This window comes from Candidatus Hydrogenedentota bacterium, from assembly GCA_019695095.1.
GTDB lineage: Bacteria > Hydrogenedentota > Hydrogenedentia > Hydrogenedentales > SLHB01 > JAIBAQ01.
In genome coordinates this window covers 22,804-39,684 of sequence record JAIBAQ010000038.1, presented here as the reverse complement: position 1 = coordinate 39,684, position 16,881 = coordinate 22,804, and the positions used below count along the sequence as shown (strand labels likewise).

The following is a 16,881-nucleotide window of genomic DNA, read 5'->3' as shown; positions in this document are numbered from 1 at the left end:
ACTCGGGTCTGGGAGGGTTCTACGGTCTGGCCATTCCCTTGTTGAAGGTTGGAGTGCCCGCCGAAGTTGTGCAACTTGAGAACACCATCTATCCAGCATGCCTGGAACCGTACCGTATTCTGTTGCTTACGTATGAACATCAGAAACCGCTGAAATCCGAATACCACGCGGCGTTGGAAAAGTGGGTCCGCGACGGCGGTTCCTTGATTCTGGTCGATGATGGTAATGACCCGTACCACGGGGTACGAGAATGGTGGAACGATCAAGGCAAGACATCCGCACGGGCCTACGACGATCTGCTGAAGCGTCTTGGCGCGACGGAAGAGGCGGCCAAAACGCCCCAATCCATTGATAAGGGCTTCCTTCGCGTTGTCCAGAAGAGCCCCAGTTCTCTTACGCGTTCCGCCGAAGGAGCTGACTTGGTGCGTACTCTGGTCAGCGAGATGTTGGCCAAGAAAGGCGAGTCCCTCAAGACACAACCGTATATCGCCCTGCGTCGCGGGCCCTATCTGGTGGCCAGTGTGCTGGACGAGACTGTCATTGAGGAGCCCAGCCACGCGTTCAGTGGACGGTTTGTGAATCTGTTCGATGCCAATCTGTCGGTGTTGAAGGACCCGAAACTCCAAGCCAACGAGAGGGCGCTGCTCTACGATCTCGATTGGCTTGCGAAGTCCGGGGCCAAAGCCAAGGTGATTGCCGCGGGTGGCCGGGTGCGCCACGAAGTCGTGGGCGAGAGTTCGCTGACATTCGATCTTCGTGGCCCGCTTGGGACGACCGCGACAGTGCGTATACTGACCCCCGAAAAGCCTGTGAGCGTGAAGGCCGGAGCGAACACGGATATCCCATATGACTGGGATGCCGATTCGTCGACCCTTCGGATTGCCTTGCCGAACACGGCCGAGGATGTGCAGGTCAACCTTACCTGGGGGCACTGACATTGTGACCGACGGCGAAATCTGCTACATTTTCTAGTTTACGGGGGACTTTGGAGTTCAGCGCGATGTTAGAAGAGAAATTTGTTCAGTTAATTGCGGGCGAAGCCGGTGTCCGGCCCGAGCAAGTACACAGTGTAGTTGACTTGCTTGGCGGGGGAGCCACAATTCCCTTCATCGCGCGGTATCGCAAGGATGCCACAGGGAACCTCGACGAAACGAAGCTGGAGATTATCTCCGATCGTCGCGACTACTACGCCTCGCTTGCAGACCGGCGCGCATCGATTCTCTCCACGCTGGTCAAGCAGGAGCAGTTGACCGACGAGCTTCGTCAGGCAATAGAGAACTGCGTCGACAAGACGACGCTTGAAGACTTGTACTTGCCGTTCAAGAAAGCGAAACGCACGAAAGCGACGGTTGCCCGCGAGAAAGGCCTCACGCCACTCGCGGACTTCATTTGGGCCCAGGATTCGTCCGGCCAGTCGGTCGAAGAGTTTGCAGCCACGTTCGTACGTCCCGAGAAGGCCGTGCTTTCTGTCGCGGAAGCCATTGAAGGCGCGAGCCACATTCTCGCTGAATTGGTCTCTACCGATATCGATGCACGGCGCTTGGTCCGTGATCGAATGCTGAAGCAGGGGGCCATTACCGCTCATCCCACCAAGAACTGCGAAGGAAAGGTCACGAAGTTCGAGGCCTACTACCAGTTCTCCGAGCCCGTCGAGAAGATCCCTTCGCACCGATACCTCGCAGTCCATCGTGGCGTGCGCGAGGGTTTCCTCCGTATGGAACTGGCGGTTGACGATGCTACGCTGATTTCCGAATTGACCTCGCGGTGGCTCAAGTCGCCCGATAGTGCGTTTGCCGCAGTCATCCGGGCGATCGTTGAAGACGCATACAATCGTCTTCTGCGTCCGTCTATCGAGAACGAAGTCATTGCGGTAGTTGCCGAACGCGCCGATGAAGAGGCGATTCGCGTCTTTCGTGAAAATGCGCGCAACCTTCTTCTGTCCGCGCCTGCCGGAGCGATATCGGTCATCGGTGTCGACCCCGGTATGAAGACGGGCTGTAAGTTGGCGGTTGTCGATAACACGGGTGCGTTCATCGAAAGCGCCACGATTTTCCCGTCGCCGCCCCAAAACGACGTCGAGGGCGCCGAAGCGGTTCTTATGGCGCTCATGGCCAAGTACAACGTTCAGGCCATAGCCATTGGCAACGGCACCGGATCGAGAGAAGTCAGCCGTTTTGTCAAACAGACTTTGGCGAAGATCCCATCGACCGGTGCATTCTGGGTCTTTGTGAACGAGGCAGGCGCGTCCATCTATTCGGCGTCCAAACTCGCGCGCGAAGAATTCCCGCATCTCGACGTTACCATCCGCGGCGCCATCTCGATTGCGCGTCGCTTGCAGGATCCTCTTGCGGAACTCGTCAAGATCGAGCCGCGGCATATTGGCGTGGGCCAATACCAGCACGACGTCAATCAACGGTCGTTGCGCGATGGTTTGCACCGGTCGGTCGTCTCCTGCGTGAATGCGGTCGGCGTCGAACTCAACACGGCGAGCGTGCAGCTTCTCAACTACGTGAGCGGTGTCCATGCGGACATTGCCAAGAACATCGTCGAATGGCGTATGCAACATGGTGGCTTCAAGAATCGCCAGCAATTGATGGATGTATCGGGCATCGGCCCGAAGGTCTTCGAGCAGTGCGCGGGTTTCCTTCGCGTCGCGAATGGAGAAAACGTGCTCGACAGTACCTCGATCCATCCGGAAGCGTATCCCGTTGTCGAACGCATTGCCGAGTCGCTTGGACTCGCGCCCCGAGAGCTTGTCGATAAGCCCGAGAGCCTGGACGGGATTGATTTGTCCGCATTCGCCACCGAATCCATCGGGCGCCTCGCGCTCGGGGACATTCACAATGAATTGTTGAAACGAGGTCGCGACCCGCGCACGGAATTCAAGATTCCGAAGTTTTTGGAAGGCGTCGATTCCGTGCAAGATCTCGAAGAGGGCATGGAGATTGAGGGCGTGGTCACGAACGTTACCGATTTCGGAGCCTTCGTTGACATTGGCGTCCATCAAGATGGGCTTGTGCATCTATCCGAACTGGCGAACCGCTTTGTCCAGGATCCCCGCGACGTTGTGAAGGTCGGGGAAATCGTCAAGGTCAAAGTGATCAAGGTTGATAAGGCGCTGCCCAGGATTTCCTTGTCGATCAAAGCTCTGTTGCCGCCGCCGGAACCCAGGCACGCACATCCGCATCCGCGCAGGCACCGTCCCGCTTCTGGTGAAACGCGACAAGCCCCGCAGACGGCTGGAGGCGCGTCGGATGCGGCTGCGCCGCGTGAAGGCACTGGCCAGCAACGTCCGCCACGCCGGGATCGTCCGCAGCGCCAAGAGGGTGGCGGTGGTGGAGAGGATGCTCGTTCTCGCAGACCTCGTCCCGACCAACGTCCCGCAGCTCAGGCCGATGGTGACCGTCGTCCGCAAGGGCAACGTCCGCGCCGTCGCGAGAAGGAGCAAGACGCTGCGCTACGCGGCGCCGTTCGATCCGGGGGGAAGCAGCATCATCAGACTGGAGACAAGTCGCGCACTTTTGGCGATGGCGGTGGTCTGTTGAATACCCAACTGGCCGATCAACTTGCCGCTCTCAAGAACAAGCTTGGCGGTTGATGACCAATCGTTGTGTCACCCGATAGCGGGATCCTATAGCCATGAGCCTTCAGTCTCCGTTCACGCTTTGGCGTGAAGGGTTGCGTTGGGGCTGCCAGTCGTTTCGGCATTCTCCATCGACCCGCCTCCACGGAGCTCGATTGCTAGCGTGTCCTGTCGATTTGTGGCGCTACCGGGAGTTCCGAGCCGTACTCGCCGCGTATGAGAACCAGCAACGCGTTCTCGACGTCGGTAGTCCCAAGCTTCTTGCCCGACTCCTCGCAACTCGCAACGATGTTCGAGTTACGGCCGTCGATATTGCCCCGTCTCCGGAAATGGTTGCAGTGCGTGTCCCTGGTGCCCAGAGGGCATTTCCGTGTCTGGCCGACGGCAGGTCGCTCCCCTTTCCTGGAGAATGCTTCGATTTCGTTTATTCTGTTAGCGCGATTGAGCATGTCGGAGGCGAGGAAGGAGACACCGAGTTCATGGAGGAACTCGCGCGAATCATGACTCCGGGCGCGACCGCCGTGATCACCACGCCGCTCGTCCCAACCTATCGAGAAATCTGGTTCGACCACGATCCGTATGGACGGCAAACGCGCGACGTGAGCGGAGCGGCATTCTTCAGCCGCTTCTACGACTGGCCGTCGCTTCAGCGCCGCGTAATACGTCCCTGTGGACTGCGTCTTATGGCGGTTTCCGTTTGGCAAGAACGCAAGCCGGGATGGTACGCCGCGTACTGTGCCCGCACTTCCTCGCCACGTTCCCTCACCAGCCTGATGACGAAGACGCTGGATCCGTACTGGGCGCATCGCAAGGTCGTACCCGTTGAGAAAGGGCCTGAGACTCTCACCAACCATGGCCTTGCGGCGTTGGTGTTTCGAAAGGGGTAGCCCGGATTTCTCACGAACACACTTGACCTTCTCATGTAACCAGTGCGGAGTAGAGGCGGCGGACTCTGCCGCCAGTGAACGTCACAACGGCAGATAGAACTGGTTAGCGTAGATCGAAGTTTTATCTGCTAATTATGCGCTTTATGCGCTGTCTCGCTTGACTTCCCCGTTGCCCTGTGTTACAGTCCGCCGCTTATTGGAGTAATCTGTGCTGTGTCTGAATCATCGAAAACCGTCGAAGCAACTACCGCAATGTCCGAAAAGGACTATAAAGATACTGTCAATCTGCCCGTAACGGATTTCCCGATGCGCGCGAGCCTAACGAAGCGCGAACCGGAAATCCTCAAACGCTGGGACGAGAGTGACTTATACGGACAAATGCGCCGCATTGCCAAGGGGCGCGCGAAGTTTGTCCTGCATGACGGTCCTCCCTATGCCAACGGCGAGCTGCACTCCGGTCATGCCCTCAACAAGGTACTCAAAGACCTTGTCGTGAAGTCCAAGCAGATGGCCGGTTTCGATGCGCCGTATGTCCCCGGCTGGGATTGCCACGGTCTGCCCATCGAGCACAAGGTGGTGAGCGAGCTGGGCGACAAAGCGAAAACCATGTCGCAGGCTGAGATTCGCCGGGCTTGCCGCGAGTTCGCGCTCAAATACGTAGACATCCATCGCGAAGGCTTCAAGCGGCTGGGCATCACCGGAGAATGGGCCAAGCCGTACCTTACGCTCAGTCCCGAATATGTGGCGACTATCATTCGGGTGTTCGGTGAAATCTACCAAACGGGCGCGATTTATCGCGGTCTGAAGCCGATCTACTGGTGTCCCAACTGCCGTACGGCCTTGGCCGAGGCGGAAGTCGAGTATGCGAACAAGACGTCTCCTTCCGTATTCGTGAAGTTCAAGGCCGAAAAGCCATTGCCGGGTATCGATGGTCCCACGTATTACGTCATTTGGACGACGACTCCGTGGACTTTGCCCGCCAACTTGGCGATCACCGTGCATCCCGACTACGACTACAGCGCGGTTCGTGTGAACGGCGAGACGCTGATCATGTCGAGTTTTCTTGCGTCGGCTGCTCTGGAAGCCTGTGGCGTCACCGACTTCAAGACAGTCGCCAAGTTCTCCGGTAAAGACCTTGAGAACTACACGTATCGTCACGTCTTCTTCCCCGAGAAGGTGTGTCCGATCATCCTTGGCGAACACGTAACGCTCGATGCGGGAACGGGCTGCGTTCACACCGCTCCCGGCCACGGTCACGATGACTATGTCGTTTGTTCGCGTTACGGAATTGCGCCGTTCTCTCCCGTAGACAATTCGGGGGTATTCACGAAGGATGCGGGCGTGTACGCGGGAACGATGGTCTTCGATGCCAATAAGCGCATAGTTGAAGACCTTCGAAGCGAGCATGCGTTGATGCATCATGAACCCTATGAGCACAGTTACCCGCATTGTTGGCGCTGCAGCGGCCCCATCATCTTCCGATCGACGCCGCAGTGGTTCATCAACATGGACCATAACGGACTTCGCGAGCGGGCGCTGAAAGGCATCGAGCAGGTACGTTGGATTCCCGAGTGGGGCAAGGAACGCATCCACGGCATGATCTCTCAGCGGCCTGACTGGTGTATCAGCAGGCAGCGCGCGTGGGGCGTGCCCATCCCCGTCTTCTATGGAAAAGAGAGTGGAGAAGTCTATGCCACTCCGGAGTCCTTCAAGCGCATCGAAGATCTTGCCCTGTCAGCCAATGACGGCATCGATCGTTGGTTCGACACGCCGTCCTCCGAGCTGCTGCCGAAAGGCGCGAAGTGCCCCGTCTCCGGTGAGACGGATTTCGTTCACGAAACCGATATTCTCGACGTATGGTTTGACTCTGGCGCGAGCCATCGAGCGGTATGCGAGATTCTTCCGGAGCTTACGTGGCCCGCGGACATGTATTTGGAAGGCAGCGATCAGCATCGCGGCTGGTTCCAGTCGTCTCTTATCCCCGCCGTTGCGGCCAAGGGCGAACCGCCGTATCGTCAAGTATTGACCCATGGCTACGTCGTGGATGGCGAAGGCAAGGCCATGTCGAAGCGGCTCGGCAACTACGTGGGGCTTCCGGAGCTCCTGTCGAAGCATGGCGCGGACATCCTTCGTCTATGGGTGACCGGCGAGAACTATCGCCAGGATATCCGCATTTCCGATGAAATCCTGACGCGGCAAGAAGATGCCTACAAGCGGTTTCGCTGGACGTTCCGGTATATGCTCGGAAATCTTAGCGATTTTGAGGAGAAGGACGCGCTGCCCTTCGGCCAATTGCTCGAGATTGACCAGTGGGCTTTGCACCGTACTCAATTGCTGAAGCAACGCGTGCTGAAAGCCTACGAGGACTACGATTTTCATATCGTGTACCATGCGGCGCACAATTTCTGCGCCGTGGATATGAGTTCCTTCTATTTGGATGTGCTGAAGGATCGTCTGTACACGTTCGCCGCGAATTCGCGTGAACGCCGGGCCGCGCAGACCGCGCTCGCCGAGATACTTGGCGATCTTTTGAGACTGCTTGCCCCGGTTTTGGTATTTACGTGCGACGAGGCGTGGCAATACTTGCCTTGTCATCTTCGTGCGCATGAAAGCGTTCATTTAGCGGCGTTCCCGGGCGTGAAGGCCGAGTACTCGCTTTCGGCGGAGGCGGCCGCGCGCTGGGACGAACTGCTTCGCATTCGCGGGGTGGTTTCGAAAGAGTTGGAAGAGGCGCGCCGCGCGGGCCTCATCGGGTCGTCGCTGCAAGCGGCGCTGGCGATAGTGCCCGGTTCCGCGTACGCGGCGGAGACTCTCAGCCGGTACGCAGGCCAGTTGAACGACATATTTATCGTGTCTCAAACGACGGTCGAGCCGCAGTCCGAAGAGGCTACGGAGTCCGTCGAGAAGATCAAGGTGCGCGTGGAGAAAGCGCCCGGTGCCAAGTGTGTTCGTTGTTGGCACGTTCGGGAGTCCGTGGGAACCATCGCCAAGCACCCAAGTATTTGCCATGTGTGTGCGAAACAACTGGGAGTCCTCTAGCGATGACGAAGAAGGAAGCAGCCAAGTTCGAGAAGCTGCTGCTCAGCGAAGGCGAGCGGCTCAAGAAGGGCATTCGCCAACTCGAAGAGGGAACGCTCTATCAGACGACGACCGACCTTACGGCTGACGTCTCGAGCTACGCCGAAGTCGGCACCGACAACTTCGAGCGGGAAACCGCGCTTTCCATAGGAAGCCGCGAATCCGCGTTACTGCAGGAAGTCAGCGACGCCCTGGAACGTATCCGAAACGGGTCGTATGGCATCTGCGAGCCGTGCGGGCGTGAGATCCCTCGCAAGCGGCTCGAAGCGTTCCCCGCGGCCCGCTTCTGTGTCGAATGCCAATCGAAGCTTGAAAAGCAAAACACCAGGTACTAGAAGACGATCTCCGGCTTCCAGCATACGGTGCTTACGCGGCCCTCGATCCTCGCTCGGATGAGGGCTGCTGTCCTTTTGCAGCGTCTGGGGGAAGATCTGATGTCATCCGTGCCGTAGATTGGAGCGTTAATCGTTCATGTTTCCAACCATTCTGAAGTTGGGCCCGGTTTCCGTGCACTCCTATGGCCTTATGATGGCCATAGCGTTTCTTTTGGCCACCTACCTGGCGACACGCGATATTGCCAAGCACGGTTTGAACGCAGGGGTCGCAAGCGATACCGCTTTCTGGTGCCTGCTCGTGGGTCTTGCAGGAACTCGAATCCTGCACATCATCATGTTCCCGGAATTCTATTCGTGGTCTCGCCCACTAGGGTGGATCGCAATCTGGCAAGGCGGACTCGTGTTTCAAGGCGCGATTCCTCCTGCGCTGGCGGTTATCTACTTCAATTTGCGGCGTCACCAAATGCCGTTTTGGAAGACCATAGACATTGCCGCGCCGTACGTGGCGCTTGGCCACGCTATCGGCCGAGTAGGGTGCTTTCTAAATGGATGCTGTTACGGTCAGCGGACGGATTTGCCGTGGGGGGTTCAGTTTCCTCGCATTCCGTTCGATCTGTCCAAGGCGGGCGTAACGGGTAGCCCGGCCTACATGGACCACTGCCAACGCTACGCGCTCTCGTACGATACTGACCTGTGGTCTTTGCCTGTGCACCCCACCCAACTCTATTCGGTTGCCGCATTGTGTCTGCTTTGTGTGACTCTGTTGCTGCTTCGCAAATGCTGCTGGAGGTTTCCAGGGTTTATTATATGCTGGTATTTCATCCTTTACAGCGCGGGGCGATTTGTCATCGAAATGTTCCGTGGCGACCACAATCCGACCCGATTTCTGTCACTCTCCGACCAGCAAGTGTTCTGTGTGTTGAGTGTAGTTGCGGGTTTGGTATTGCTTACTTTCTTGTCTGCATACTGGCGGCGTATACGCGCCAAGAACCCAGAAGCTTCCACCGAGAACGTCGAATAGTCGAGTTGTTTCAAGTGAAACGCTTGCATTTCGCGGCTGCTCGAAATAAGATCTCCTGAGTTTCGAAAATCCAGTCTGTAAATAATCTTCCTTTCCGTGGGGTACTGGAGGAGGTTCTGTGCGTCCAACGAAACTCAGCTCCCAGGTCTTTCTTGATCTACCGCCCGTACTTTCCCATTTCATTGAAAGCGCGCGCAGCACTTGGTTGGAGTGCTCGCCACCGGCCGGTCGAATATCCTTGCTCAATCGGCCCGGAGTCTTCACTGACATCGAATCGCTCGCCGTCGAGCGAAGACACCTCCTTGAAGCCTTTGGGATGGCACGCACTCGCGCGTACTGTTTTCGCATGGGTTTCGAAGTTGGCCGTCGTGAAGCGCTGCGTCATCTCGCGACGTATGAAGAGAATGCGCGACTTGCGCTTCAGGCGGGTCCCGTGTTCGGGCAATTGCAGGGACGATACGTTGCTGAGCCAGTACGTTTTGAGTTCGACCTCGACGAGGGAGTTCTGTACCGCGAGGTGTTGCTGCATAGTTCATGCGAGGCATTGGCACACCAAATGGTGCAGGAGGAGGTCAGTCAGCCGGTGTGTTGGACGACCACGGGCTATTTGTCTGGGCACGTAAGTGAAATCGTGGGAAGGCCTGTCCTTTGTGTTGAGCAGGAATGTATTGCCCAGGGCGCAACGCGCTGCCGCATGATTGCTCGACTGGAATCGGAGTGGGGCGAAGAAGCGCAGTGGGCTCGCGAGGCGCTTCGCTTGGAATCGGTCGACTCCGAGATTGCGCGGCGCGAGGAGCTTGTGGATGCAGCCCAGCGGGCCGCGCGCAGGGCACAAGGGGCATTGGCTCACCTGAGCCGTCGACTGAAGACTGAGCTTCTGCTTGAAGGGCTTATCATGGAGTCCGATGCCATGCAGCGCGTGGCAAAACGCGCGCGGCAGGTCGTCAATTCCGATGTGTCGGTCCTTCTCGTGGGGGAATCGGGCACAGGTCGCGCCACACTGGCCAAGGCCATTCATCACGGCGGGTCGCGCAAGAGTGGGCAATTTGAGGCAATCGACTGCCGGGGACTGAGCCCTACGCTGTTGATGCAGGAACTGTCGGGCTTTGCGCAGGGTGCATTTGCGGGAGCGTCGCGCTCGCACACCGGAGCCTTCCAACGAGCCCATCGGGGTACCATCTTCTTCGACGAGATCACTGCGCTGACTCGCGAGATTCAAGGGCTGATACTGCGCGTGATGGAACAGGGAGAAGTCACGCCGTTGGGAAGTCCCACGCCAAGCAAAGCGGATGTTCGCGTAATGGCAGCCACGCAATTCGATCCCCTGGAGAAACTCGCGTCGGGCGAGTTGCGCGAGGACCTTTACTACGCGCTTGCGATAGGTCGCATTGACATACCTCCATTGCGCGAGCGAGGAGAGGACATACTGCGGTTGGCGCAGACCTTGCTCGGCGAGGCTCGCGACCGATACGACAAGCCAAACGCCCGGTTCTCAGAGGATTTCAAGCAGGCCCTGATGGATTGTTCGTGGCCCGGTAACGTCAGGCAGTTGCGCAATGTCATCGAATACGCCGTGGTATTTGGGCCCGATCGCGAGCTGGGCCTTTCTGAATTACCCGAGGATGTGCTTACGAATCGATGGGGACGTCCATCCCAAGATCTGTCCGAGGATCTGATCCGCGCGGTGTTGCGGCGCACCAAAGGGAATCGAAGCGAGGCTGCCGAGCTGCTCAACGTCGGCCGGACGACCTTGTGGCGCGCCATGAAGCGATACGAGATTGAGTGACCAAGCGCGACACACATGGTTCATAGGCCAACTTCACACGCTCCGGCAATTGGCAAGCTGCCCGCCACATGGTATTCTAGACGTATGGTATTGCAGAGGGTCGTATAATGTGGCGCTTCGTTCATTTAACCGACCCCCATCTTGCCGCGCTGTCGGATAGCCGGGGAAACAACATCCTTATCCGGTCGCGCATGCCCGAGTTGATTTCGTGTCTGCGCCGCGACCTCGGCAAGCTCGATCCCCGGTTCATTCTGGCCACCGGCGACCTGGTCGGTCAGCATTCGCGAGATGCGATGTATGCGGCGCGCGACCTTCTCGATTCACTAGGGTTTCCGTACTATCCCGTGGGCGGTAATCAGGACTTTCTGGTGCGGGAATCGCGAAAGTGGTTCCTGGAAGCCTACGGTGCTCACCTCCCGGGCAATGACACGTATTATTCGTTCACACACGAAAACCTCCACATGTGCATACTCGACGCATGGTGGGTCTGGCCGGACGGAACATTATGCGGCCACCGTGACGGTCCCGTGGGCAACTACGGCTGGGCGATTCCGCCGCATCAGCTCAAATGGTTGCAGGAGGACCTTGCCGCTCATCGAGACATGTCCACGCTGATCGCGCTTCACTATCCGCTCGTGCCGATTCCGGAACGTCTGCGCAAACCCGGCATGATCATTTATGGTCACCTCGCGAACGGCGACCTGGTGACGGAAATCCTCACAAACAGTCCCAATGTAGTTGCCGTGTTCACCGGCCATGCGCACATGAATTTCATCGAAGAGCAGAGCGGCATCGTGCACATCGCAACTTCCGCCCTGACGGAGTACCCCGCCGAGTTCAGGGACATTCACGTCTACGAGGACCGATTGGAGGTTCACACCATGGGGTTGAGCGACAAATCGTTCGCGGCCTTGTCGCTAGTTCAGTTCAACACGTGGACTGCCGGCGAGGAGCGTGATCGTACGACCGTCATTCCCCTACGGCTCAAGCGCCGCGGATCCACCCGAGCCAGATTGCGATCCTGAACGGTCAATTGCAGGATTTCGCTCTATAGTCAGCGGGACGGCTCGCGCCCCATTTTCTACAAACCGATACGTAACGGTTACTTCGTCATTGTTGGCGAGTTGTGTCCAGAGTTCCTGCGAGCACGAGAATGTGAGCCCAAGTTCGTTTCCGTTCGTTTCCGTGACGCGGACGCCCACGACATACTCGCGGTCGGGACCTGTGCCGCGGACCTCCTTCAAATACACCACTCCTTGCGCATCCAGAACGGGCGCTTCCACCGGTCTGCGCTCAAACCAAGTCCCCACCAGGTACAAAGCCACAATCACAAACACAAGCACTAAGACTTGGCGTTTTCCCGAAAACCGTGCGGCCGTCTGACGCGGATTCTGTAGAGACTGCATGATTCTCTGACTGGGCGACATGCGCCCCATGCGATCCGCATAGTCCTCTCGACCGTACTTGGTGCCCAAACCAGACTCCCTGCCGCAAACACGGAATGATGACGCGTTTGACAGCTTTCCTCGCTTTATTCGATCATAACGCAAAATGTCTTCCGGTTGGACCTTTCCCGCACTGCCCAAACGGTTGCGTGCATTGACCCAAGGGCTTATATACGAGGATTCCCATGAATGTATTCATCGCCGGCGGCGGCCGTATTGGCTATCACATTGCCCGGTTGTTGAGTCAGGAAAAACACGACGTTACGGTCATTGAGGCGGATTCGAGCCGCGCGGAGCAGGTTGACTATTCACTGGACGTAAGCACGGTGGAGGGCAACGCCGTATCCGTGATGTTCCTGCAAGAATTGGGCGTGGGCGACGCGGACCTCTTCATCGCCGTGATGGGTACCGATGAGATGAATCTCATCGCGGCCGCGACGGCCAAGGGATTGGGCGCCAAACAGGTGCTGGCGCGCGTGGACGATCCTGCGTACATCGAATCGAATATTCTCTACGAAACGATATTGGGGATTGATTACATCATCAGCCCCGAGGCCTTGACGGCTCTCGAAATCGCGAAGTACATCGAAAGTCCCGGCATGATATCCACCGAGGACTTCGGGCGGGGTCTGGTCAAAATGCGCCAGCTTCGCGTGACCAAGTCTCCCACCTCAAACGGCAAGACGCTCAAAGACATCCAGTTGCCGCAGGGGACGCTCGTGGGAGCCATCAGCCGCAACGGCACGACAATCATTCCGCACGGCGATTCCAGCATTGAGCCGGGAGACGTGGTGGCTTTCATCGGCGAACGCGACAAGATCGACAAAGCTCTGGCCATGTTCAAGGGCACCGAGCCGAAGTTGCAGCGCGTGGTTATCATGGGTGGCGGGAGCATTGGGCTCCATTTGGCGCAACTGCTCGAAAGCAGGCAGATCGGCGTCAAGATAATGGACTGGAATCTTCAGCGCTGCAATCAGCTCGCGGCAACGCTGAAGAAGGCGAAGGTGGTTTGCCGCGATGCCACCACACGCACGTCGCTTGAGCAGGAGCACGTGGATCAGTCGGACGTATTCGTGTCGTGCACCAGTGACGACGAGCGCAACATCATGGCAAGCGTGCTTGCGAAAGAAGTAGGCGTTACTCAGACCATTTCGGTGGTACACCAGCCCGACTTCGCGCCACTGGTGCGCAAGCTGGGTATTGACCACGCCGTTACGCCGCGCGCGAGCGTAGCCAATCGCATTCTGCGGCTAGTGCACCAGAAAACCGTGGCATCGCTCGCGGTCTTGGAAGAGGGCGAGGTTGAGATTATTGAACTGTCGGTGAGTAACGGATCGCCAATAGCCGGGAAGGCCCTGAAAGACGTCGATCTTCCACGAGGTACGTTGGTCGCCAGTATTTTGCGGGGCGACGAAGTTCTGGTACCTAAAGGCGATTCCGTCGTGTGGGCCGGGGATTCCGTGATTTTGATTGCTTCCGCTAACCTTATTGAGGACGCGCAACGACTGTTCCGGCGCTGAGAACCAGTGTGACCGGGGGACTGGAGCGAGAGGGGAGAAGTGACCATGCCGCATTCCAGGGGGGACTATGGACGGATTCTCGTGACGGCCGTCGTGTTTGCGGCCGTGTGCGCGGCCGGGTTCGGGCAGGCGCCGCAAGTCCGCAATTCCACGTTCAATGAGGGTCGAGGCACGACCCCGGGTGGGTGGACGTTGTCGCCGGGCGCATCGGGCGACTGGAAAAGCAGCGATCCGGATCGCGGACGGTATGTGACGGTTACGGGAAACGGCGACGACTTCTCTTTTTGGAGTTCGGACGAAATCACACTTCTGCCTAACACGCTGTACGTTCTCAAAGCGTTCGCGCGCAGCGTCGACGTGCAGAACGGCACGGCCATACTTCGATTCGGAGCGGCGAACAAGGATCTGGGTGTGATGAACTCGGATTGGCAGAGCTACTCCAACGTCTTCATTACGCCCGCTCAGATGCCCCAGGGATATGAATCGCGCATTGCCCTGGGCGGGTGGCACGTTGAAGGTACGATGGAATTCGATGACGTCGAACTTACACTCGCGCAGCCGGTATACCGGCGAGAAGGCGATATCGCGTTGGGCGATGGCGAGCGGATTCTGGGAAACGCTTACACGTTTGACGCTCCCTATAGCAGTCTAAATACCAATCACAGCCGCTCGCTGGCCCATCAGAGTTGCTTCTTCAACACCAATCGCTGGAATTTCGCAACAGACTCCTACGTAACCTACGTCCACGAAATCGCGGGACGCAAGCTTACCCAATTCCGCGTTATTCCCTCCGTTTCGCAATATGCCGCGGGAGAGTTGGTGGTGTACGCCGGCGTTCGCGAGGGTGAATGGCGCGAATTGGGCGTCATCGGGGATAACGTAAGACAGTCTTTCGATCTGCCTGCCGACATGTTGCCTGCGGAGCGTATCTGGATACGCCTCGCAGCGCGTCCAAAGCAAGGTACAGACAGCTCCGCCGCATTTGTGCTAAGCGGGTATTCCGTGGAGGCAACTCTCGACGGGGCCCCCGTGCAGCTTGAAGGCAGTACCAAGTACGTTGCCATCGAAGAAACCGATCCGCGTGTGGATGTAGCGATTCTCTCGTTGGGTGCGTGCCGCCCCGGGCCTGAAAACGAATTGATTGCCAGGGCCGTAAACAAAACCACGGGCCCTCTCTACTCCATACCCTATCTCGAAATCGTGCCTGAGTCCGGCGGGCAAACTTTGAAGTTGATCCGTCAGGTAACGCTCGCTCCCGGAGCGAACGAGATTAGACTCCCGTATACGTTGAAGGACAGCGGGAAGTTCTCGATGCAACTTAGTCTTGGAAACGCGATCGCGTTCCGGATGGAAACGGAGTTCACCGTCTCCATGCTTTTTGAATCGTCCTACGGTGCTCATCTGCCGACCTCTTCCGTGGAAGTGGGATTGTGGGCGGCGTCGTCGGGGTGGAAAGTAAGCCAGGACCGTCCTGTTCCCACCGTTTCCACCGATGCGCTGGTGGTCCAAGCAGCGCGCAACGAGAGCGAGGCCGTCCAATTGGTCATTTCGCCGACGGTAAATCTGCGCAATCTGAAGATCTCCGCTGCATCGCTGAATGGCCCCAATGGAGCTTTCATTCCCAAAGAGAACATCGAGCTGTTGCGCGTGCGGTATGTGCAGGTCACGCATCCCACGGACAAATTGGGGGTTGCCGCTCCTTGGCCCGATCCCTTGCCACCGCTCACCGGGCCAATCGACGTGCCGATGGGCGCCAATCAGCCGATTTGGATTCGAGTCAATGTACCGGCGGGCATCCCTGGAGGGGCATATACCGGAAACCTGCACTTGACAGCCGACGGCTACGAGCATACCGCTCCCATTCGCGTGGAAGTGTTCGATTTCGATCTGCCCGCACGCATGAGCTGTGTCACGACGTTCGGTTTCGACGCCGGAAGCGTTTTCCAGTACCACCGAGTCGACGACCCTGCTCAGAAACACGTTCTGCTGGACCTGTATTTGAAGGAACTGAGTACACATCACATTTCGCCCATGGTTCCCGCCGCGCTCGATCCCTTTGGTGTCACGTGGCCCGGCGTGGAAGCCTACAAGAAAGGCGAGACCAAGGATATCGAAGCCGCATTCAGTCCCGTGATTGACTGGACAGCATGGGATACCGCCATGAAGAAGGCCATAGACGTGTATGGCTTCAATGCGTTCACGATTCCCATCGTCGGCATGGGAGGCGGGACCTTTCATTCGCGCACAGAGCCGTCATTGCTTGATTACGCGGAGAACACACCCGAATACAAGGCTGCGTTCACCTCCTACTGCAAGCAGGTCGAAGAGCATCTGAAGGCGAACGGCTGGCTCGATGAGGCGTACGTGTATTGGTTCGACGAACCCGATCCCAAGGACTACGAGTTTGTGATGAACGGGTTCCGGAAGATACAGGAGGCCGCTCCGGGTATTAACCGCATGCTGACTGAGCAGGTCGAAGAGGCGCTCATTGGAGGCCCAAACATCTGGTGCCCGATATCCGATGCTTTCAGCATGGAACAGGCCGAGCAGCGGAGGCCTTTCGGCGAGAAGTTCTGGTGGTACATATGCACCGGACCCAAGGAACCCTATTGCACGCTCTTCATCGATCACCCCGCGATGGACCTGCGCGTGTGGTTGTGGCAGACGTGGCAGCGCAAGATCGACGGCATACTCGTGTGGCAGTCCAATTACTGGTCAAGTCCGACCGCATACCCCGATCCTTCCGCGCCTCAGAACCCCTACGAAGACCCGATGGGATGGACGACCGGTTACGGTACGCCTTCCGGGGCGCGTATCCCCTGGGGTAACGGAGACGGCCGGTTCATCTATCCTCCCGAAGCCGCGACCGGACGCCAAGCCGAAGCGATTATGGAAGGGCCGGTGTCGAGTATTCGCCTGGAAATGTTGCGCGATGGTGTGGAGGACTACGAGTACTTCGTGATCCTGAGGCGGCTAATCGGTGAAGCCAAGAAGAAGGGCATCGACCCGGCGGCATTGGCGGGGTTCGAGCAGTTGCTTGAAGTGCCCGATGAAATCACTTCGTCGACGACCAGTTTTACGACCGATCCTGCCCCACTTGAAGATCGCAGGGAATTGCTTGGCAAGGCCATTGAGGCGATGTTGAAGTAGTGACTTGATTCGCAACGCCCGGTCTCTGTGCCGGGCGAGCCGTTTTGTGTCTGGGTCAAGACCCCGCCACAACGCA

11 protein-coding genes are annotated in these 16,881 nt (G+C 57.8%); 10 read left to right on the top strand and 1 reads right to left on the bottom strand.

Annotated elements, in window-relative coordinates:
* From K1Y02_08810 to K1Y02_08775, 8 genes are all read left to right on the top strand, one after another.
* Nucleotides 1-935: hypothetical protein (locus K1Y02_08810; protein ID MBX7256449.1), on the top strand; the 935-nt coding region annotated here is incomplete at its 5' end.
* Between the two features lie 65 nt (nucleotides 936-1,000).
* Nucleotides 1,001-3,598, top strand: a complete 2,598-nt coding sequence (locus K1Y02_08805) for an RNA-binding transcriptional accessory protein (protein MBX7256448.1) — start codon at nucleotides 1,001-1,003, stop codon at nucleotides 3,596-3,598.
* A 41-nt stretch (nucleotides 3,599-3,639) separates the two neighbouring features.
* Entirely contained in the window at nucleotides 3,640-4,470 is an 831-nt protein-coding gene (locus K1Y02_08800) for a class I SAM-dependent methyltransferase (GenBank protein ID MBX7256447.1), read from the top strand.
* 252 nt (nucleotides 4,471-4,722) lie between these two features.
* Nucleotides 4,723-7,509 (top strand): isoleucine--tRNA ligase, encoded by a 2,787-nt coding sequence (ileS, locus tag K1Y02_08795; GenBank protein MBX7256446.1) that lies wholly within the window; start codon nucleotides 4,723-4,725, stop codon nucleotides 7,507-7,509.
* 2 nt (nucleotides 7,510-7,511) lie between these two features.
* Nucleotides 7,512-7,883, top strand: coding sequence for a TraR/DksA family transcriptional regulator (locus K1Y02_08790; protein ID MBX7256445.1), 372 nt, complete (start codon nucleotides 7,512-7,514; stop codon nucleotides 7,881-7,883).
* Between the two features lie 136 nt (nucleotides 7,884-8,019).
* Nucleotides 8,020-8,904, top strand: a complete 885-nt coding sequence (gene lgt, locus K1Y02_08785) for a prolipoprotein diacylglyceryl transferase (GenBank protein MBX7256444.1) — start codon at nucleotides 8,020-8,022, stop codon at nucleotides 8,902-8,904.
* Between the two features lie 118 nt (nucleotides 8,905-9,022).
* Nucleotides 9,023-10,690, top strand: a complete 1,668-nt coding sequence (locus K1Y02_08780) for a sigma 54-interacting transcriptional regulator (protein ID MBX7256443.1) — start codon at nucleotides 9,023-9,025, stop codon at nucleotides 10,688-10,690.
* Between the two features lie 107 nt (nucleotides 10,691-10,797).
* Nucleotides 10,798-11,715: a metallophosphoesterase gene (locus K1Y02_08775; protein MBX7256442.1), complete on the top strand. Its 918-nt coding sequence runs from the start codon at nucleotides 10,798-10,800 to the stop codon at nucleotides 11,713-11,715.
* Here the strand turns inward: K1Y02_08775 and K1Y02_08770 are convergent.
* Nucleotides 11,668-12,165 (bottom strand): hypothetical protein, encoded by a 498-nt coding sequence (locus K1Y02_08770; GenBank protein MBX7256441.1) that lies wholly within the window; start codon nucleotides 12,163-12,165, stop codon nucleotides 11,668-11,670. The genes K1Y02_08775 and K1Y02_08770 overlap by 48 nt on opposite strands.
* Before the next feature lie 155 nt (nucleotides 12,166-12,320).
* On the opposite strand from K1Y02_08770, the gene trkA reads away from it, so the two are divergent.
* Both trkA and K1Y02_08760 read left to right on the top strand, forming a co-directional pair.
* Nucleotides 12,321-13,655 (top strand): Trk system potassium transporter TrkA, encoded by a 1,335-nt coding sequence (trkA, locus tag K1Y02_08765; protein MBX7256440.1) that lies wholly within the window; start codon nucleotides 12,321-12,323, stop codon nucleotides 13,653-13,655.
* Nucleotides 13,656-13,700: 45 nt separating this feature from the next.
* Nucleotides 13,701-16,805, top strand: a complete 3,105-nt coding sequence (locus K1Y02_08760; protein MBX7256439.1) for a DUF4091 domain-containing protein — start codon at nucleotides 13,701-13,703, stop codon at nucleotides 16,803-16,805.
* The last annotated feature ends 76 nt before the right edge of the window (nucleotides 16,806-16,881 follow it).